Raw genomic sequence first — 19,342 nt, 5'->3', positions numbered from 1 at the left:
GCTAATCTAGGGGCATGACACAGATCGCACAGATATCCCCCGCGCCCGAAGATCAGGGTTACCACTATCAAGTGATGCGCCGCGCCATCGCCCTGATCGACGAGGCCGAAGACCCCAAGCAACTGGACTGGATCGCCGGGGAAATGGGCATGTCCGCCGCGCATTTCCAGCGGCTGTTCTCGCGCTGGGTGGGGGTATCGCCCAAGCGCTACCAGCAATATCTGATGCTGGATCAGGCCAAGGTCATGCTGCGCGATCACTTCACCACATTGGCGGCGGCACATGAGTTGGGGCTATCAGGCAGCGGGCGGTTGCATGACTTGTTCCTGCGCTGGGAGGCGATGAGCCCCGGTGAGTTCGCCCGCAAAGGCGCAGGGCTGACGATCTATTGGGGGTGGTTTGACAGCCCCTTTGGCCCGACACTGGTGATGGGCACCGACAAAGGCATCTGCGGCTTGGCGTTGTCGTCGGAAGTAGGAGAGGACGCAGCGATGGAGGACCTTTGCAGCCGGTGGCCGCTGGCTGAGTTCGTCGAAGCACCCGACCGGCTGCGCCCATGGGTCGATACCGCGTTTGGGATGCAAAAAGACCCCGAAGCGAAGGCACCGCTCTATCTCATCGGTGCGCCGTTTCAGATCAAGGTTTGGGAGGCGCTGTTGAGCATCCCGTCGGGGCAGGTGACCACCTATTCCGAAATTGCGCAGACCGTCGGCAGCCCCCGTGCCGTGCGCGCCGTAGGCACGGCGGTGGGGCGCAATCCGGTGAGTTGGCTGATCCCCTGTCACCGCGCGCTGCGCAAAAGCGGCGGTTTGGGCGGCTATCACTGGGGTCTGCCGGTGAAACGGGCGATGCTGGCCTTTGAATCCGCGCGGGCAGAAGCGCAAACTCCCCCATCTGGGCGGGTTTCTGCCGAATAACGGTTATATGTAATGTTCGCGGGAACATTGAGTGCCTATATTGCGTTCACATCAAGATGCCCCGCCCGAACGGGGCCCGCAAACATGAAGGCAGTAGACATGATTTCTTCGAAGATGACTTTGGCCGCCGCTCTGGCCGGCGCGATGACACTGGGTGCGTGTACGCAGCCACTGCAGCCCGGCAATGGCGATCCCAACCAGCGGACCAAGAATGGCGCTTTGATCGGTGCGGGCGTCGGGGCCCTTGCCGGTGCGATTTCCGAAGGTGACGGCAAAGGCGCCCTGAAAGGCGCCTTGATCGGCGGCACGATCGGCGCGGGCGTGGGTTACTCGCTTGATAAGCAAGAGGCCGAGTTGCGCGCCGCGATGGACAGCCGTGTGGTCATTACCAACACCGGCGACCGTCTGATCGTGACCCTGCCGCAGGATATCCTGTTCGCGACCGACAGCACCAATGTATCGCCCGCCCTGCGTGACGATCTGGCCGCGCTGGCGCAGAACGTGAACGTTTATCAGAACTCCACCCTGCAGGTCGTCGGCCACACCGACAGCGATGGCGAAGCGGCGTATAACCAGCAGCTTTCCGAGCGTCGCGCACAGGCTGTGGGCAACATCCTGCTGTCCAACGGCGTGCCGCAGCAGCGTTTGCAGACATTCGGTCGCGGCGAAAGCCAGCCAGTGGCAAGCAACCTGAGCGCCGCAGGCAAGGCGCAGAACCGCCGGGTCGAGATCGTGATCCTGCCCAACGCGCGCTAAACCGCGACCCTTTGGGAACGGTATTGAACCCCGGCCACTGGCCGGGGTTTTTCTTTGGCCTAGAGGTTATCGCCAACCCTAAAGCCCTCGGGGATGGCATCGCGCCCTTCGAGCAGCAGATCGGCCATCACCTCTGCCACTTTGGGGGCCATACCAAAGCCAATTTTGAACCCACCATTGGCGATATACTGCCCCGGCCTGCCGGGCCATGCGCCCAACATTGGCGCGCGGCTGCGGCTGCGGGGGCGTAGCCCGGCCCAGCGTTCGATCACCGGCGCGTCTTGCAAGGCGGGCACCGCCGCGCGGGCCTTGGCGATCACCGCGTCAAGCTGTGCATCAGTGCTGTCGGGGCTGTCGTACTCGCGTTCCGTCGTGCCACCGACGGCCACCGTGCCTTCCAGATGAGGAATCACATGCACCCCATCGGCAAAAAGCTGCGCCGCGCCGCCTTGGTCAAGCTGCAAGAGCGCGGCTTGACCCTTGATCCCTGCGCCGACCAGACGCGGGTGGCCCGCGTTCAGCGTCTCCAAACCCGCGACGCCGGTGGCCCAGAGGGTCTGGCCCGCCTCGGGGGCCTCGGCCACAATCTCAACGCCTCTCACCGCCAAGGCAGCCACCAGCGCCGCGCAGGCTTGGCGTGGGTGGACGAGGGCGCTGAGGGTGTCGTGGATCAGCCAGCCGGTGGGGCTGTGCGGGGCCCAGTCGCTGCACTCGGCGCGGATCAACTCCCACTGGGCGCGGCCTTGCCAAAGCTCGGCTGCCGTGTCCTCCCGCTGCCGCGCCAGCGCGAGCGCCGCGTCATCCGCCACCGGCTGCAAGCGCCCGCTGCGGATATAGCCGGGCGCGCGACCGCCCACGGCCTCCACCTCGGCCCAAAAGGCTTCGGCACTGAGCAGGCTCTCAAGCTGAAAGGCTTTCTTGGCGTTCCAATTCTCCGGCACATGCGGCGCCAGCGCGCCCACGATCCCACCCGAGGCGCCTGCTGCCGGTCCTGCCGGATCGACCACCTGCACCGATGCGCCGCGCAGAGCGCAGGCCCAAGCCACCGACAGGCCGAAAATCCCGGCCCCTCTTACGGTTACATCCACCATTGCCATTCCCCGCCAGCTTGCGCAGTGTCTGCGCGACTTCACTCCCCCTCTAGCAGGACGTACCGTGCCAGACCAGAATGCCCAGATCACATGGCGCGAGGGCCAAGTGCCCGTCTCGACCCAGTTCGATGATCCCTACTTCAGCCTAGAGGACGGCGCGGCGGAAACGGCCTATGTCTTTCTGGCGGGCAATGACCTGCCAGAGCGGTTTCGCCCCGGTTTTCACATCGCCGAACTGGGCTTTGGCACCGGGCTGAACCTGCTGCTGGCGTGGGACGCGTGGATGCGCGCGGGCCTTGACGGACCGCTGCAATTCACCAGTTTCGAAGCCTATCCAATGCGGCCTGAGGATATGGCGCAGGCCCATGCGGCCTTTCCCGCGCTTGACGGGCGGCGTGATGCGCTGACAGCGGCGTGGGATGGCACCGGCGGCGTGTTGGAGCTGCCCGGTCTGCGCGCCGAGATCATCATCGGTGATGCGCGGCAGGCCCTGCCCGCGTGGCAGGGGCAGGCCGATGCTTGGTTCCTCGACGGGTTCTCGCCCGCCAAGAACCCTGAGTTGTGGGGCGATGCTCTGATGGCCGAAGTCGCCCGTCACACCGCGCCGGGCGGCACCGCCGCGACCTATACCGCAGCAGGCTTCGTCCGCCGCGCGCTTGGCGCAGGCGGATTCGAGGTCACCCGCATCCCCGGCTATGGCCGCAAGCGCCACATGACCCGCGCGCGGATGCCCGCATGAGCCAGTCTAGCGTGCCTCAATCCAACAACATCCCGCTTGGCATCATGCTGATGATCGCCACGACGATGGTCTTTGCCGTTCAAGATGGGCTGTCGCGCCATCTGGCTGAGAATTACAATGTGCTGATGGTGGTGATGATCCGCTATTGGTTCTTTGCCGCTTTCGTCATCGCGCTGGCGCTGCGCAAGGCAGGCGGCATTCGAAAGGCCGCCGCGACCACGCAGCCTGCGGTGCAGATCCTGCGCGGCGTGCTGCTGTCGGCGCAGATTTGCACGATGGTGCTTGGCTTTACGATCCTTGGGCTGGTGGAAAGCCATGCTGTCTTCACCTGTTATCCACTGCTGGTGGCGGCGCTCTCGGGCCCGATCTTGGGTGAAAAGGTCGGCTGGCGGCGGTGGGCCGCGATTGGTGTGGGGTTCATCGGGGTGCTGGTGATCCTGCAACCGGGGCTGCGGGTGGTGGACCCTGCCGCCGCGATCCCGCTGGCGGGGGCGGCGATGTTCGCGGTCTACGGGCTGCTGACCCGCTATGTTGCGCGGCGTGACAATACGGCGACGAGTTTCTTCTGGACCGGCGTGACCGGGGCGGCGGTGATGACCGCCGTGGGCGTCTGGTTTTGGGAGCCGATGACACCGGGCAACTGGCTGTTGATGGGCACGCTCTGCATCACCGGGGTGACGGGCCACTGGCTGCTGATCCGCTGTTATGAGGTTGCCGAGGCGAGCGCCGTGCAGCCCTTCGCCTATACGCAGCTGATCTTTACCGTGATTATTGGCCTGTCGGTCTTTAACGAAGTGCTGCGCCCGAGCGTGGTGCTGGGTGCAGGCATGATCGTGGCGGCGGGGCTGTTCACCCTATGGCGCGAACGCCTTCAGCGTCGACCCGGTTAACTCTTCGCTAAAGGGGATCGGCAGCGGGTCTTTCCCCAGACGGGCGCGGTAGACGGGCAGGCTTTCGGTCACCCGCATCACGTAGTTCTGCGTCTCGCGGAAGGGGATCATCTCAATCCAATCGACAATGTCGATTTCACCTTTGCGCGGGTCGCCATAGGTCGACATCCAGCGGCGCGGGCGGCTGGGGCCCGCGTTATAGGCCGCCGACATCATGGATACGTTGCCGTCAAACTGCCCGGCCATCTGCGACAGGTAAGTCGCCCCAAGCCGTGCGTTGTAATCGGGATCGGCGGTTAGGCGGTCGGTCGTGTGCTGGCTAGAGATGCCCAGATCGCGCGCCACGTCTTTCGCCGTGGCGGGCATGATCTGCATCAAGCCACGCGCGCCGACACCGCTTTGCACGTTCGGGTCAAACTCGCTTTCGCGGCGCGCGATGGCGAGGGTCATTTCGGTGGCCATCGGCAAGTCTTTCTCGACCAGACTATGCAGCGCGTAATAGGGGGCGGGCACTTCCAACCCGCGCTGCGCCGCGCGTTTGCCAATCATCACCGCAAGATGCGGCTGGCCTGCGTCGATCGCCGCCTGCCCCAGCAGGGCGATGTCTTCGGGCACCAGTTGCTCTGCCAGATGGGTCCAGAACCGCTCTGCGGTGGACAGCTCACCCGAGGCTTGCAACAGCAGCCCGGCTTCGAACAAGGGCGCGCGGGCGAGCGGGGATGTCCGCCAGTCTTGGGCAGGGGCCGCGCCCGTCAGCTTTTCGTCGAAGGGAATGCCGCCACGCTCAGCGGCCAGCAGCCCGTAGAAGGATGTCTGATACTTCGCCCCCATGGCATAGGCCTTGGCAGCCCCTTCGGCATCGCCCATCGCCTCCAGCGCGCGGCCTTGCCAATAGCCTGCGCGGCCTTGGCTGATCGGGGATTCCACGGCGTTGTCGTGGTTCTGGAAATGGCCCAATGCGGTTGTTGGGTCGTTCAGGAAGCGCAAGGCGATATAGCCTGAAAGCCATTCGAGATCGGCAAAGTCCGACCCGCTGGTTAGAAAATGCTGCGATGCGATCTGATAGGCGGTTTTGGGGTCACCGTTGCGCATCTCATCGCGCGCCATGGCGCGGCGACGGTTGGACCATTTGGGCGGCTGACCGAGAGCTGCGGCAGAGGTAGAGCGCTGTAGCAGCAAGGCTTTGGCATCATCGCCAAACCCTTTGCGGATACGCCATTCAAATCGGTCATGCGCCAGCCCCGGTGCGTCAGCCTTGGAGGCGGGCAGGGCGTCGATCTTGGTGTTCACATCGCTTTCCAGCTTTTGCAGGGCGATACGGGTCTCGGCCAGTGCCTTGTCGGCGCTGGAAACCAGATCGAACATCTGCCGCGCTTCGGAATGCTCGCGCTGCCAGAGCATCTCTTCGAGCCGCGCCGCGTGATGCGGGGCCAGAAGGCTGCCGTGTGCGTCGACGAACAATTCCTGACTGGTGGCGTTCATCGGCATGGTGCGCCACGCCAGAACGAGGTTCGCCTCGGCTTCACCGCGCTGGCCGCTGTCGATCAGTGCCTTGGCATGGGCCAGCACCCCGCGCGGGGTCTGCGCGGCCATGGCCGAAAAGAAATCCAGTATGTCGTCTTGGGACTGCTTGATCACCGCCTCTTCGGTCTGCCGACGCAGATATGCCTCACCGGGCCAATCGGGCCTGCGGTTCAGAAAATCGCGTGCCTCGGCATAGCTGCCCCGCCCGGCGCGGAGCCGGTGCCATTCGATCACGTCGACGGCGACCTGCCCATCGCGGGCGGCCAAGGCCGCAGCCGCGTCCCAATTGCCGCTGCGCATCGCGTCCATCGCCCAGCCCAAAGGGCGCGGGCGCTGCGCTTCGGCAGGCACGGTCAGGACAAAAATACTTATGAGGATCGCCATCAGGCGCGTCATCGCTTGCATTTCCTACGTCTCCGGGGCTAGAGCCTTGCAACATATGGCTCGGGCGACGTTTATCAAACATTACCGCCCGCAAAAGCCTTCATCCAGTCCGGTTTTCCGCCGGCCAGCACTTAAGGAGCGTGCACATGTTCAAAGGCTCTCTGCCTGCCCTCGTCACGCCGTTTCGCAACGGCGCGCTGGATCTGGATACGCTCAAGAAACTTATCGAATGGCACATCGGCGAAGGGTCGAGCGGGCTTGTCCCCGTCGGCACCACCGGCGAATCCCCGACGCTGAGCCATGCCGAGCATGAGACCGTTGTCGAAGAGGTGGTCAAAGCCGTCGCCGGGCGCATCCCGGTGATTGCCGGTGCCGGGTCAAACAACACGGTCGAAAGCATCCGCCTTGCCCGCCACGCCGAAAAGGTCGGCGCGGATGCGCTGCTGGTGGTGACGCCCTATTACAACAAGCCCACGCAACGCGGGTTGGTGGCGCATTTCACCGCCGTGCACGACTGCTGTGAACTGCCGATCATCATCTATAACATCCCCGGGCGTTCGGTCGTGGATATGCTGCCCGAGACGATGGGCGAACTGGCCCAACTGCCGCGCATCGTGGGTGTCAAAGACGCCACCGGCGATCTGGCGCGCGTCAGCGATCAGCGCATCACCTGTGGCCCGGATTTCTGCCAGCTTTCCGGCGAAGACGCCACCGCGCATGGGTTCAACGCCCAAGGCGGCGTTGGCTGTATCTCGGTCACCGCCAATGTCGCACCGCGTCTTTCCGCGCAGATGCAGGCGGCCTGCCTTGAGGGCGATTACGCCAAAGCGTTGGAATTGCAGGACCGTCTGATGCCGCTGCACAAGGCGATCTTTACCGAACCGGGGCTGGTTGGCGTGAAATACGCCATGTCGCGGTTGGATCTCTGCTCCGACGAGGTGCGTCTGCCGCTGACAGAGCTGACGGACCCGACCAAAGAGCTAGTGGACGCGGGTCTGCGTCATGCGGGTTTGATGAACTGAGCCTGCTTTTTAAGCTGTGAATTTGAATGCAAGAGGGGGTGGAGACACCCCCTCTTTTGCGTTCAGCGTTTGCCGTAGTAGATGCCGACCACATGTTCCGCCTGCGCAAAGAACAGCCAGCGTGAGGTCAGCACCCCCGCCGCGTGGCTGAGCACCGCGAGGGCGGCGGCAAGGTGGTGGAACACGGGCGAGAGGAGCAGCAGCAGCGGCAGCAGCACCATCAGCGTGATCGCGATCACCCGCAGTTTTAGCGCGTGTTTGCGCCCGATCTGATAAACGAACTCTCGCAGCAGGTAATTGCTGCCAGTATGCGGCGGTTCAAAGGCGCGGACGCTGCTCTTGTCCCCCAGCCGCGTCGCTGAGGCGATATCGCTGCCCGACGCCGCAAGTGCGCGATCCCCGCGCCACCATGTGGCGATCTGCACCACGCCCGCCAGCACCAGAAGCACCATCGCCGTCGTCACCTGTCCGGCCAGCAATGCGCCGCCTGCGATGCTAAGCGACAGGAAATTCAGCGGCGTCATCACGCTGTGCCAGCGCGGCACGGTTTTCATCTGGGTATAGATCATCGCCGTGGTCAGCACCGTCAGCAACGACAGCGCCGCGCCTAGCAGCCCCAGCGGCCAAAGCCGCATGTCGTAAAACACCAGCCCCGCGCCATAGGCCGCCATGGTCAGCAAGGCCGCGACCGAGGCCCAAGCCTCCCGGCTAAGCCAACTGCTGCGCCACTGGGTGAAAGCCTTGAGCGCGCGTTCGGGATGGCCAAGGTGGAAGGTCGAAGCGATGAGCCCGCCCACCGCCAGCAGATAGGCCAGCGCGAAAAAGACGAAGGCCACCCAGCCGGTCACGGCAGGCAGGCCGATGCCGAGCCACGCCAGCAGGCCAAACCCCATGCCCGACAGGCTGCTGAACAGAATAACAGACGGTGCCGGATGCATCAGAGCTTCTCCAAAGTGCGGTCAAGCCAGCCAAGGAAGCCTTTGGGGCCGCTGTCGATCGGGGCAAGGAAGGGGGCCAGCACGTCGATATCGCCGCTGTCCTCTGGGCCTTGCAACTGATCGCGCGGGCGGGGCGGGAGGTATTTGTTGACCGGCTTGGTGCCCTGCTCCGGCATGAGGTCCAGACCGCCGCGCTCGGCCACCAATTGGCTCACCGCGCTTTCGGGATCGCCAAGATCGCCAAAGTGCCGCGCGCCAGCGGGGCAGGTGCGCACGCAGACGGGCTGTCGGTCTTCTTCGGGCAAGTTCTCGTTATAGATACGGTCGACGCAGAGGGTGCATTTCTTCATCACGCCCGCGGCCTGATCCATCTCGCGCGCGCCGTAGGGACAGGCCCATGCGCAGAGGCCACAGCCGATACAGTCGCTCTCGTTGACCAGCACGATGCCGTCCTCGACGCGCTTGTAGCTCGCCCCTGTGGGGCAAACGGTGACGCAGGGCGCGTCATCGCAGTGCAGGCAGGATTTCGGGAAGTGGACGAGTTGCGCGGCACCGGCCTCGGGCTGCACCTCATAGCTGTGCACGCGGTTGAGAAAGGTGCCCGACGGGTCAGCGCCATAGGCGTCTTGGTCAGACAAGGGCGCGCCGTAGTTTTCGGTGTTCCAGCCTTTGCAGGAGATCACGCAGGCATGGCAGCCGACACAGGTATCAAGGTCGATCACAAGGCCGAGTTTGCGGTCGGTCTGTTGCGGGAGCGTGGTCATGGCTGGCGGTCCTGAAGGGTCTTGTGCGCAGCGCGCGGCCGGGAAGCGGTCATTTGCCCACCTTCCACGAAATGTCGCGCGGCGCGGGCGGAACGGGGGAGCGTTGCGGCGGAATTTCCGGCTGCGCCTCGGCGGGGGCGTCGGTCTTTTCGATATGCACTTTAAGGTCGAACCACGCGGCCTGTCCGGTGATCGGGTCGGAGTTCGACCACCGCAAACCGTCGCCTTTGGGTGGCAGCAATTCGTGGATCAGGTGGTTCAAAAGGAAGCCTTTGGTCGCCTCGGGCGCGTCTTTGTCCAGCGCCCATGCGCCTTTGCGTTTGCCGATGGCGTTCCATGTCCAGACCGTTGTGGGGTTCAGGGCCGCCATCTCCATCACCGGCACGGTGATTCCTCCATGCGGAGAGGTCACGCGCGCCCAATCGCCGTCTTGCAGCCCCTTGGCACGCATGATCGCGGTGGGCAGGTAGAGCGGATTGTGCCCGTGCAATTGCCGCAGCCAAGCGTTCTGGCTGCCCCAGGAGTGGTACATCGCCATCGGGCGTTGGGTAAGCGCGTGGACGTTATAGCCTTCAGCGCCCTCGGGATCGCTTTCATACCAGATTGGCAGGGGCGTCATGGTCTGCTTGATCCGGTCGCGCAGATGGTCGGGGGGCTGGCGGTCGCCGTGGCCTTCGGCGGCAAGCTGAAAGCGCCGCAGCGGCTCGACATAGAGCGAAAATAGATAGGGCTGCGGCGCGTCATAGATGCCCATGCCGACGGCCCAATCTTGATAGGCGGCGTTCCACGGCTTGTAGTAATTCGCGCCCTCGGGGATGTGATTGACGAAGAAACCGCCGTTTTCGATATAGCGGTCGATCTGCTCGGGGTTCGGCGCCCCGCGTCCGGCGTCTTTGCCATCTTCACCGCGGAACCCGGCCAGCGGCCCAATGCCCGGACGGCGTTCGTGGCTGGTGATGTAGTCGGCGTAGTCTTTGTATTTCTGGGTGCCATCCTCGTTCACGAACCCCGGCAGGCCGAGCTGCGCCCCCAGATCGCAGAGCGCGGATTGGAACCCCCGCACGTCGCGGTTGGGCTCCACCACGGGCCAGCGGATTGCATCGGCGGCGGCGTCGGCCTCGCTGATCGGGCGGTCGAGCAGCGAGATGCAGTCGTGCCGTTCAAGGTACGTCGTGTCGGGCAGGATCAGATCGGCATAGGCGACCATTTCCGAAGAATAGGCATCGGAGTAGATGATGCGCGGGATGACGTAGTCGCCATTCTCGTCGGTGTCGGTCAGCATCTCCATCACCCCGCCGGGGTTCATCGACGAGTTCCACGACATATTCGCCATATACATGAACAGCGTGTCGATCTTGTAAGGATCGCCCGCATGGGCGTTGGAGATCACCATATGCATCAGCCCATGGGCCGACATCGGGTTTTCCCATGTGAACGCCTTGTCGATCCGCGCCGGGCTGCCATCGGCGCATAGCGCCAGATCGTCGGGGCCATGCACGAAACCCAGATGCGGCCCGTCGAGCGGCGCATCGGGGGTGGCTTTGCAATGCGGTTTGGGATGCGCGGTGGCAGGTTTGGGGTAGGGCGGTTTAAAGCGGAAACCGCCCGGCACTTCGACGGTGCCAAGGATGATCTGCAGCACATGCAGCGCCCGGCAGGTTTGGAACCCATTGGCATGGGCCGAGATGCCGCGCATGGCGTGGAAAGAGACCGGGCGGCCCGTCATCGTCTTGTGATGCTCGCCGCGGAAGTCGGTCCATGCGTGCTCAAGCTCGAACGCTTCGTCAAAGGCGACGCGGGCCAGTTCGGCGGCGATGGCGCGGATGCGCGGCGCGGGGATGCCACAACGCTCAGCCACGGCTTCGGGCGTGTACTCTTCACCCAGATATTGCTCGGCCATCTGGTGAAAGACCGGGCGGTGCGTGATGCCTCCCGTGCGGTAGGTGGCGGCAAGGTCGGGGCGCACGCCGGGCTGATCAAAGGGGGTCAGCTTGCCCGTCTTGCGGTCGACCACCAGCGCCTTGCCGTCCTCATCGCGCAGTTGCAGGCCATACTCCGGCGACTTCGGGTCGCTGTTCAGCAGCACTGGGGCGTCGGTGTAGCGGGCGAGGTAATCCAGATCGATGCGCCCGGCCTTCATCAGGCAGTGGATCAGCGACAGGATGAACAGCCCATCGGTGCCGGGCGTGATGCCGACCCAATCGTCGGCGATGGCATTGTATCCGGTGCGGATCGGGTTCACCCCGATGACCCGCGCGCCGCGTTTCTTCAGCTTGCCCAGACCCATCTTGATCGGGTTGCTGTCATGGTCCTCGGCCACGCCGAACAGCATGAACAGCTTGGTGTGATCCCAATCGGGCTGGCCGAACTCCCAAAAAGCGCCGCCCATCGTGTAGATGCCAGCCGTGGCCATGTTGACCGAGCAGAAACCGCCGTGGGCCGCGTAGTTCGGCGTGCCGAAAGCCTGCGCCCAAAGGGACGTGAAGCTTTGCGACTGGTCGCGTCCAGTGAAGAACGCCAGCTTTTCAGGCGCTTCGCGGCGTAGGGGCTCCAGCCAGTCGGTGGCGATCTGCAGTGCCTCTTTCCAGCTAATGCTCTCGAACTCACCCGACCCGCGCGGGCCGATCCGTTTCATAGGGTTGCGCAGCCGCGCGGGGGAGTTGTGCTGCATGATCCCCGCAGAGCCTTTGGCGCAGAGCACCCCTTGGTTCACCGGATGGTCGCGGTTGCCTTCGATGTAGGCGACCTTGCCCTTTTTCATATGCACGTTAATGCCGCAGCGGCAGGCGCACATGTAGCAGGTGGTCTTGCGAACCTCGTCCGAGACCTTCGGCGACAGATCAAGCGGCGGCTGGGAGTGCGTCATGAGAGGGCGGGGTCTTTCAGCAGGGCGCGCGTTTGGCGCGCGATATGTTTCTCTTCGGCGGCGGGGATGACCCAAGAGGGAATATTTCCCGCCCAGCTTAGGTTTGCAAGAACCTTTTCCCTCACCTCGGAATCGTTTTCGCCGATACCCCCGGTGAAGGCGATGCCGTCGATCCCGCCCATGGCGGCGATCATCGACCCCGCCTGCCGGGTGATCCAGTAGCAAAAATGGTCACGGGCGAAGCGGGCGGCGTCGCTGTCTGTTTCCGCCAATTGCCGCATGTCGGCAGTGAGGCCCGAAAGCCCCAGCAATCCGCTTTCGTGATGCAGCAGTGTCTGCGTCTCTTCCAGCCCCATGTCGCGCACCAGATGCACCACCGCACCCGCGTCAATCTCGCCCGCGCGGGTGCCCATGGTCAGCCCGCTGAGGGGCGAAAACCCCATGGTGGTGGCGACCGATTGCCCCTCGTGGATGGCGCAGAGCGACGCGCCATTGCCCAGATGCAGCGCCAGCAAACGGCGGGGGAGGCCTGTGCCAGTGGTCTCGCGAAAGTTCGCGACGAGGCTTTCATAGCTGATGCCGTGAAACCCATAGCGGCGCAGGGCGGCCGTTTCGGCCCGGTCGGGCAGCGCATAGCGGCGGGCGACATCGGGGTTGGTCCGGTGAAAGCCGGTATCAAAGGCGGCAACCTGCGGCAGGACGGGCAGGAGGGCCGACAGCGCGTCAATCGCCCCGAGGTGGTGCGGATTGTGCAACGGGGCAAGCGGCGCGGCGGCGGCGATGGCGGCCCGCACGTTCGGTCTGATCACACAGGTCTGGGCCAAATCCGGCCCGCCATGCACGATACGGTGGGCAGCGGCGGTGAGATCGCCCGTGTCGATTCCTTCCCCGCGCAGCGCCTCTAACAGCGCGCTGAAGGCTGTCTGGTGATCCGGCAAAGCGCGCGGCTGCACTGGTGCAGAGCCGACCCGAAGCGCGCCGGTCTGGCCGATGCCCTGCGCCTCGATCCGCAGACGCTCGGCCAACCCGCCGTCAAAGACCGCCGCCTTGATAGACGACGATCCCGCGTTGACGACAAGCACCAGCGCTTGGGTCACGCCTCAGACCTGTTGCGGGCGCATGTCATCCCGGCTGATTCCAGCGACAGAGACGGGTTTCTTCATCGCGTCCCGCCGGAAGGGCTCGCCCAACTCTTGGTTCAGCAGCACTTCGATGAAGGTCGTCTTGCCCTCGTCCATCTGCGCCTTGACCGCGCGGTCGAGTGCGTCGGTCAACTCATCCATCGACGACACTTGTACGCCCTCGACGCCGCAGGCTTTGGCCACCGCGGCATAGCTCACGTCCTGCGCCAATTCGGTCCCGACGAAGTTGTCATCGAACCACAGCGTCGTGTTCCGTTTCTCCGCGCCCCACTGGTAGTTGCGAAAGATTACCATGGTCACGGCGGGCCAGTCGTCGCGGCTGACGCTGACCATCTCGTTCATTGAAATGCCAAACGCGCCATCCCCGGCAAAGCCCACCACAGGCACATCCGGGCAGGCAATCTTGGCCCCGCAGACCGCCGGGAAACCATAGCCGCAGGGGCCAAAGAGACCGGGGGCGAGGTATTTGCGGCCTGCCTCAAATGTCGGATAGGCATTGCCGATGGCGCAGTTGTTGCCGATGTCGGAGCTGATGATCGCCTCTTTCGGCAGCGTTTTCTGGATTGCGCGCCATGCCATGCGGGGGGACATCTTTTCCGGCTCGCGGTCGCGGGCGCGTTCGTTCCATGTGGTGCCGGGGTCGTCATCCTCATGATCCATTGAGGTGAGTTCCTGCGCCCATGCGGATTTGGTCTGGGCAATCAGGTTGCGGCGCTCCTCGCGGCCTGCGTCGCCCGCGCTGTCGGTCAGCCCATTAAGGATCGTGCGGGCCACTTTGCCCGCGTCGCCGACGATGCCGACGCTGACCTTCTTAGTCAGGCCGATGCGGTCGGGGTTGATGTCGACCTGAATGATTTTGGCGTCTTTGGGCCAATAATCGATGCCATAGCCCGGCAGTGTCGAAAACGGGTTAAGCCGCGTGCCGAGCGCCAGCACCACATCGGCCTTGGCGATCAATTCCATCGCCGCTTTGGAGCCATTGTAGCCCAAGGGCCCCACCGACAGCGGGTGCGAGCCGGGGAAGGCGTCATTGTGCTGGTAGCCGCAACAGACAGGCGCATCGAGCCGTTCGGCCAGTTTGCGTGCGTCGTCGATCGCGCCGCCGATGACCACACCCGCGCCATTCAGGATCACCGGGAATTTCGCGTTTGAAAGCAGTTCTGCCGCCTCGGCGATGGCGGTCTCTCCGCCAGAGGGCCGCTCGAACTCGACGATGGCGGGCAGGTCGATGTCGATCACTTGGGTCCAGAAATCGCGGGGAATGTTGATCTGCGCAGGGGCGGAGTGGCGTTTGGCTTGCAGGATCACGCGGTTCAGTGTCTCGGCGATGCGGGTCGGGTCGCGCACTTCTTCTTGATAGGCGACCATGTCGCGGAAGAGCGCCATCTGCTCGACCTCCTGAAAGCCGCCCTGACCGATGGTCTTGTTCGCCGCCTGCGGGGTCACCAGCAGCAGCGGCGTGTGGTTCCAATAGGCGGTTTTCACCGGCGTCACGAAGTTGGTAATCCCCGGCCCGTTTTGCGCCACCATCATCGACATCCGCCCCGACGCGCGGGTGAACCCATCGGCCATCATGCCGGAGTTACACTCGTGCGCACCGTCGTAGAAGGTGATCCCGGCGGCGGGGAACAGATCGGAGATCGGCATCATGGCCGAGCCGATAATGCCAAAGGCCGTGTCGATCCCATGCATCTGAAGGGTTTTGACGAAGGCTTCTTCGGTGGTCATTTTCATGGGTCGATCCTTTGGGCGTGGGGCAAAGCTTGGGGCAAATTACGGGTAGCCGCGGGCGGGGGTTAGGGCCAGAATTGGCCTAGCCCTAGGGCCAGATCAGCGCAGGCGGTCGATCTCTTCGGCGATCAGGCCAACCCCTTCGCCGATCCGTGCCGCGGGGATGGAGGAATAGGCCAGCCGGTAGTAATTCGTGGCCCTCTCTTCGCCCGCGAAAAAGGCGTGGCCGGGTTCAACCAGAACGTCCCGCACGCGTAGGTTTTCGGCCAGTTGCGCGGTATCGACACTTTCGGGCGCACGCATCCAGAAGGACGACCCGCCATAGGCACCCCGGCCCGAGACACGCAGGCCGTGCGTCTCAAGCGCTTCTTCCATGACGCGGCGACGCTCGTGCAGGGCCAGCCCCATGCGACGGATCTGGGCGTCGTAATGGCCCAGAGACAGGAAATAGGCAGCGGTGCGCTGGATATGCCCCGGCGGGTGGCGCAGGACGGAGGCGCGCAGCGCGCGGGCCTCACGAATGAAAGGCTCGGACCCCACCAGATAGCCCAGCCGGAGCCCCGGAAAAAGCGATTTGGAGAAGCTGCCGACATAGATCACCCGCCCCTCATCATCGAGCGACTTCAGCGCGGGCGAGGCGGGTTTGAGGAAGGACATCTCAAACTCATAGTCATCCTCGACGATCAGCGCCTCAAGCGCGCGGGCGCGGGCCAAGAGCGCGCGGCGGCGGTCCATCGGCATGGTCGCATTGGTCGGGCATTGGTGGCTGGGCGTGGTGAAAATTACATCAGTGTCGGGGGGGATCGCCTCAGGCGGGAGGCCGTCTTGATCCACGCGCACCGGGGTGATGTGGCAGCGGGACTGGCTCAGGATACCGCTGAGCGCCGGATAGCACGGGTCTTCCAAAACGGCGCGGCGGCGTTGGGTCAGCAGCACCTGCGCGGTCAGCCAAAGCGCGTTCTGCGCGCCAAGCGTGATGAGGATTTGCTCGGGCCGCGCCGAGACGCCGCGCCGGGGCAGGATGTGGCGGGCGATGAACTCGATCAGTTGCGGGTCGTCCTGATCGTAATAATCGGTCGTCATCGAGGTGAAGTCGCGCTGGCCCAAGGCTTGCAACGCGCAGAGCCGCCAGTTCGCGTGGTCGAACAGCGTCGGGTCGGCTTGGCCGTAGATGAAAGGGTAGCGGTAGCTGGCCCAGTCCTGCGGTTTGGCGGCCAGCCCATTGGCGCTGAAGCGTTGGCCGATGGCGCGGGTCCAATCGATGGCGTCATCGGCCTCGGCCCGGGGCGCAAAGGCTGGGGGCGCGGGGGCGTTGTCGGAAACGAAATACCCCGACCGCCCGCGCGAGGTGAGGTAGTCATTCGCCAAAAGCTCGGTATAGGCGATGGTGACCGTGATCCGGCTGACGCGAAGATGCGCTGCGAGCTTGCGGGTGGAGGGCAGCTTCTCACCCCGCTGAAACCGACCCGAGAGGACGCCTTGGGCGATCATCTGTTGGATCTGCTGTTGCAGGGTGCCTTGCGCATCGGGACGCAGGAAAAAGGTTTCGACGGGCAGGGCCATGGGGCGAAGGTTAAGCTGGCCTTAGGGGGAGTTCAATCTGGCATTACGGCCTGTCGAATTTACTTCGGCGCGTTGCCCGCACTTCCGTTCACCCGGCACCTCGCCTAAAAGTGTCGCATGAGCATCTCCGCCCCTCTTTTGATCGCCGTTGACGGCGGTGGCACCGGTTGCCGCGCCGCCATCGGCACGCAGCGTGATGGCATTCTTGGCCGTGCAACTGGGGGGCGCGCCAATATCGGCAATGACCCGGACAGAGCGCTCGCAAACCTGCGCGGCGCGGTGGAGGCGGCAGCGGCCGAGGCGGGGCTGCCCCTCACGGCACTTAAGGACGCCACGGCGTTCATCGGGCTCGCGGGAATGAACGTCGCGCGGGACGAAGCGCGGCTGCGCGCGGCGCTGCCCTATGCCCGGATCCACGCCGACGATGACCGCCCCGCCTGCGTGGTCGGCGCGCTTGGCGAAGGCGTGGCGGGCTGGCTGCTGGCCATCGGCACGGGTACGATTGTGGCCGCGACCGATGGCACGGCGTATCGCTATGTCGGAAGCTGGGGGTTTCATCTGGCCGACCAAGGATCAGGCGCATGGCTGGGGCGCGGCGCGTTGGATTTTGCGTTGCAATGCCATGACAGGGTGCTGCCGCACAGCGACCTGACCCGCGCTTTGTTGGCGGATTTCGGCGATGATCCAGAGGCTCTCGTTTCCTTCAGCCTGACGGCGCAGCCCGGAGACTATGCGGCATTCGCGCCCAAGGTCATCGCGGCTGCCGAGGCTGGGGACCGCCACGCGCAGGCACTGATGCAAGAGGGGGCGGCCTATTACCTCCGCGCGTTGAAGGCGCTGGATTTCGCGCCCGGCGACCCGCTCTGCCTGCTGGGAGGGATCGGCCCGCATTACGCGCGTTACCTGCCAGAAGACCATCTGTCGGGGCTGATCGCGGCGCGCGGCACGGCGCTTGATGGGGCGTTTCATCTGGTCTGCAAGGCCGCAGCGGAAGAGGTTTTGCCATGAGCGAGATCGCGAGGGTTTTCACCGGGGCGGATATTCACGATGGAACGCATCTGCACCACGGCAAGGTGCTGGCGCAGATGCAAGTCGGCAGCCGCCGCATCCTTGCCTTTGAAGATGTGCCGCAGGGCGTGCCGACAGAGCGGCTGCAGGCGGGGGTGCTCTGTCCCGGTTTCGTCGATCTTCAGGTCAATGGCGGCGGCGGGGTGATGTTCAACGACAGCCCCGATGTGGCCACCCTGCGGCGCATGGCCAAGGCGCATCGCAGCACGGGTGTCGCGGCGCTTTTGCCCACCTTGATCACCGATACGCCCGAAAAAACCGAAGCGGCCATCGAGGCTGCCATAGCCGCCATCGCCGAGGGGGTGCCGGGCATTATCGGGCTGCATCTGGAAGGCCCGCATCTGGCGCTATCGCGTAAGGGCGCGCATGACGGGGCGTTGATCCGCCCGATGGAGGCGGCGGATCTTGCACTGATCCTGCGCGCCGCTGTGCTGCTGCCGAACCTTATGGTGACGGTCGCGCCGGAAAACACCAGCAACGCGCAGATCGCCGCGATGGCCGAGGCCGGGGTCATCGTCTCGCTTGGCCATAGCGATGCGGATTACGAGACCTCTATGGCTGCTTTTGATGCGGGCGCGCGCGGCGTCACGCATCTGTTCAACGCGATGAGCCAGATGGGCAACCGCGCGCCGGGATTGGTCGGGGCGGCGCTGGCGCGAGACGGGGTTCACGCGGGGCTGATTGCCGATGGCATCCATGTGCATACAGCAACCATGCGCAACGCGCTGGCGGCCAAGGGGGAGGGGATTTTCCTCGTCAGTGATGCCATGGCGACGGCGGGCTCTGATATCGCGGGCTTCACGCTCAACGGGCGCGAGGTTTATCGCGCGGAGGGGCGGTTGGCCTTGGCGGATGGTACTTTGGCGGGGGCGGACCTAGCGTTGGGCCACGCGGTTCGCACACTGATCCATGCCGTGGGAGAGCCGTTGGAGACCGCCTTGGCGCGGGCGATTTCGGGGCCGCTGGCACTGTTGCGCGATGACATGGGTCTGGGCCGGATCGAAAGCGCGGGCCAACCTTTGCTGCTGTTCGACCCCGAAAGCGGTGCGGTGGACCTGCTCGCCTAGCCTGCGACAAGCCGCCAGAAGAACACCGCGCTCATCCCAAAGCCGATGGCGGCGATCAGCCAGCGCACGGTTTGTTTCGGCAAGGCCCGCGCCAGCGGCGCTCCGGCATAGCCCCCTGCCGTGGCGGCCAGCATCATCAGCAACGCCTGCGGCCATGCGACCAGCCCGGCCAAGGCAAAGACCGCCACGGAAATCGATGAGAGCACGAAGCTCAGCCCGTTCTTGAGCCCGTTCATCCCGTGCAGGTCGGTCATCCCCCAAAGCGCAAAGAGGGCCAGCAGAACGATGCCCAAGCCCCCGTTAAAATAGCCGCCATAGACGCTGACCGCGAACAGGCCGAGCGCGCCTTCGGGTGTGACGCCGCGGGCATGGGATGCGGCAAAGGCGCGGATGCGGTCGCCCAGCAGGAAGGCCAGCGTCGCCGCGAGGAGCAAGAAGGGCACGACAACCGAAAAGGCCGCGTTGGACGAGACCAGCAGCAGGCCCGAGCCGACCACACCGCCCGCCAGCGTGATGAGGCTAAGCCGCAGCAACCGCTTGCGGTCAAAACCGCCCAATTCATCGCGAAAGCCGAAAGCCCCGGCAAGGTAGCCGGGAAACACCGCCACGGCACTGGTGGCATTGGCCGCCACAGGCGGCATCCCGGTAAAGACCAGCGCCGGAAAGGTCAGAAAGGTGCCGCCCCCGGCGATGGTGTTCAACACGCCCGCGCCAAAGGCCGCGATCAGCAAGATCGCGATATCGCTCAAAGTGGTCATTGTCCCTCCCCACGCCATGCGGCGCTTGGAACCCTGTTAGGATCAAATCACGGCGATGCCAAGATAGGGGGGAGGCACGAAAAAGGGCTCCGACCGATGGTCGAAGCCCCAATAGCGCGAAT

At 64.5% G+C, this 19,342-nt stretch carries 16 protein-coding genes; 7 read left to right on the top strand and 9 right to left on the bottom strand.

The window, feature by feature from the left end; translation table 11 throughout:
* Positions 1-14 precede the first annotated feature (14 nt).
* Both T8A63_RS17325 and T8A63_RS17320 read left to right on the top strand, forming a co-directional pair.
* Complete coding sequence (locus T8A63_RS17325) at positions 15-917, top strand: methylated-DNA--[protein]-cysteine S-methyltransferase (protein ID WP_067629274.1); 903 nt, start codon at positions 15-17, stop codon at positions 915-917.
* Between the two features lie 99 nt (positions 918-1,016).
* Positions 1,017-1,673 (top strand): OmpA family protein, encoded by a 657-nt coding sequence (locus T8A63_RS17320; protein ID WP_067629273.1) that lies wholly within the window; start codon positions 1,017-1,019, stop codon positions 1,671-1,673.
* Positions 1,674-1,732: 59 nt separating this feature from the next.
* On the opposite strand, the gene T8A63_RS17315 is transcribed toward T8A63_RS17320, so the two are convergent.
* Positions 1,733-2,770, bottom strand: a complete 1,038-nt coding sequence (locus T8A63_RS17315; RefSeq protein ID WP_322344533.1) for an FAD-binding oxidoreductase — start codon at positions 2,768-2,770, stop codon at positions 1,733-1,735.
* A 58-nt stretch (positions 2,771-2,828) separates the two neighbouring features.
* Between T8A63_RS17315 and mnmD the strand changes: the two genes are divergently transcribed.
* Together mnmD and T8A63_RS17305 are read left to right on the top strand one after the other, a co-directional pair.
* Complete coding sequence (gene mnmD, locus T8A63_RS17310) at positions 2,829-3,503, top strand: tRNA (5-methylaminomethyl-2-thiouridine)(34)-methyltransferase MnmD (protein WP_322344532.1); 675 nt, start codon at positions 2,829-2,831, stop codon at positions 3,501-3,503.
* Positions 3,500-4,393 carry a DMT family transporter gene (locus T8A63_RS17305; RefSeq protein WP_120351998.1) on the top strand — a complete coding sequence of 298 codons (894 nt, stop codon included), beginning with the start codon at positions 3,500-3,502 and terminating at the stop codon, positions 4,391-4,393. Before mnmD ends, T8A63_RS17305 begins: the two co-directional genes overlap by 4 nt.
* Here T8A63_RS17305 and T8A63_RS17300 read toward each other — a convergent pair.
* Entirely contained in the window at positions 4,358-6,322 is a 1,965-nt protein-coding gene (locus T8A63_RS17300) for a lytic transglycosylase domain-containing protein (protein WP_322344531.1), read from the bottom strand. The two genes, T8A63_RS17305 and T8A63_RS17300, sit on opposite strands and share 36 nt — an antisense overlap.
* A gap of 125 nt (positions 6,323-6,447) precedes the next feature.
* Here T8A63_RS17300 and dapA point away from each other — a divergent pair, with 125 nt between their 5' ends.
* The gene (gene dapA / locus T8A63_RS17295; protein WP_067941085.1) at positions 6,448-7,323 is read left to right on the top strand and encodes a 4-hydroxy-tetrahydrodipicolinate synthase; all 876 of its coding nucleotides are present in this window, start codon (positions 6,448-6,450) and stop codon (positions 7,321-7,323) included.
* A gap of 62 nt (positions 7,324-7,385) precedes the next feature.
* Here dapA and T8A63_RS17290 read toward each other — a convergent pair whose 3' ends face one another.
* The 6 genes from T8A63_RS17290 to T8A63_RS17265 all read right to left on the bottom strand — a co-directional run bounded on the left by T8A63_RS17290 (position 7,386) and on the right by T8A63_RS17265 (position 16,327).
* Entirely contained in the window at positions 7,386-8,261 is an 876-nt protein-coding gene (locus tag T8A63_RS17290) for a dimethyl sulfoxide reductase anchor subunit family protein (RefSeq protein WP_322344530.1), read from the bottom strand.
* Complete coding sequence (locus tag T8A63_RS17285) at positions 8,261-9,025, bottom strand: 4Fe-4S dicluster domain-containing protein (RefSeq protein ID WP_067631050.1); 765 nt, start codon at positions 9,023-9,025, stop codon at positions 8,261-8,263. Before T8A63_RS17285 ends, T8A63_RS17290 begins: the two co-directional genes overlap by 1 nt.
* Before the next feature lie 49 nt (positions 9,026-9,074).
* On the bottom strand, positions 9,075-11,891 hold the full coding sequence (locus tag T8A63_RS17280; RefSeq protein WP_322344529.1) for a molybdopterin oxidoreductase family protein: 2,817 nt from the start codon (positions 11,889-11,891) through the stop codon (positions 9,075-9,077).
* Positions 11,888-12,988, bottom strand: a complete 1,101-nt coding sequence (locus tag T8A63_RS17275; protein ID WP_322344528.1) for an acetate/propionate family kinase — start codon at positions 12,986-12,988, stop codon at positions 11,888-11,890. Before T8A63_RS17275 ends, T8A63_RS17280 begins: the two co-directional genes overlap by 4 nt.
* Before the next feature lie 3 nt (positions 12,989-12,991).
* Complete coding sequence (gene xsc, locus T8A63_RS17270) at positions 12,992-14,767, bottom strand: sulfoacetaldehyde acetyltransferase (RefSeq protein ID WP_322344527.1); 1,776 nt, start codon at positions 14,765-14,767, stop codon at positions 12,992-12,994.
* 96 nt (positions 14,768-14,863) lie between these two features.
* Positions 14,864-16,327, bottom strand: a complete 1,464-nt coding sequence (locus T8A63_RS17265) for a PLP-dependent aminotransferase family protein (RefSeq protein WP_322344526.1) — start codon at positions 16,325-16,327, stop codon at positions 14,864-14,866.
* A 117-nt stretch (positions 16,328-16,444) separates the two neighbouring features.
* Here T8A63_RS17265 and T8A63_RS17260 point away from each other — a divergent pair, with 117 nt between their 5' ends.
* Entirely contained in the window at positions 16,445-17,335 is an 891-nt protein-coding gene (locus T8A63_RS17260) for a BadF/BadG/BcrA/BcrD ATPase family protein (protein ID WP_132443833.1), read from the top strand.
* Positions 17,332-18,462 (top strand): N-acetylglucosamine-6-phosphate deacetylase, encoded by a 1,131-nt coding sequence (gene nagA / locus T8A63_RS17255; protein WP_322344525.1) that lies wholly within the window; start codon positions 17,332-17,334, stop codon positions 18,460-18,462. The genes T8A63_RS17260 and nagA overlap by 4 nt, the downstream gene beginning before the upstream one ends.
* Here nagA and T8A63_RS17250 read toward each other — a convergent pair.
* A complete protein-coding gene (locus T8A63_RS17250; RefSeq protein ID WP_067631064.1) occupies positions 18,459-19,220 on the bottom strand; it encodes a sulfite exporter TauE/SafE family protein in 762 nt (253 codons plus the stop codon). The two genes, nagA and T8A63_RS17250, sit on opposite strands and share 4 nt — an antisense overlap.
* Positions 19,221-19,342: the final 122 nt, after the last annotated feature.

Source organism: Sulfitobacter sp. OXR-159, assembly GCF_034377145.1.
GTDB lineage: Bacteria > Pseudomonadota > Alphaproteobacteria > Rhodobacterales > Rhodobacteraceae > Sulfitobacter.
This window is presented reverse-complemented; position numbering and strand designations above follow the sequence as displayed.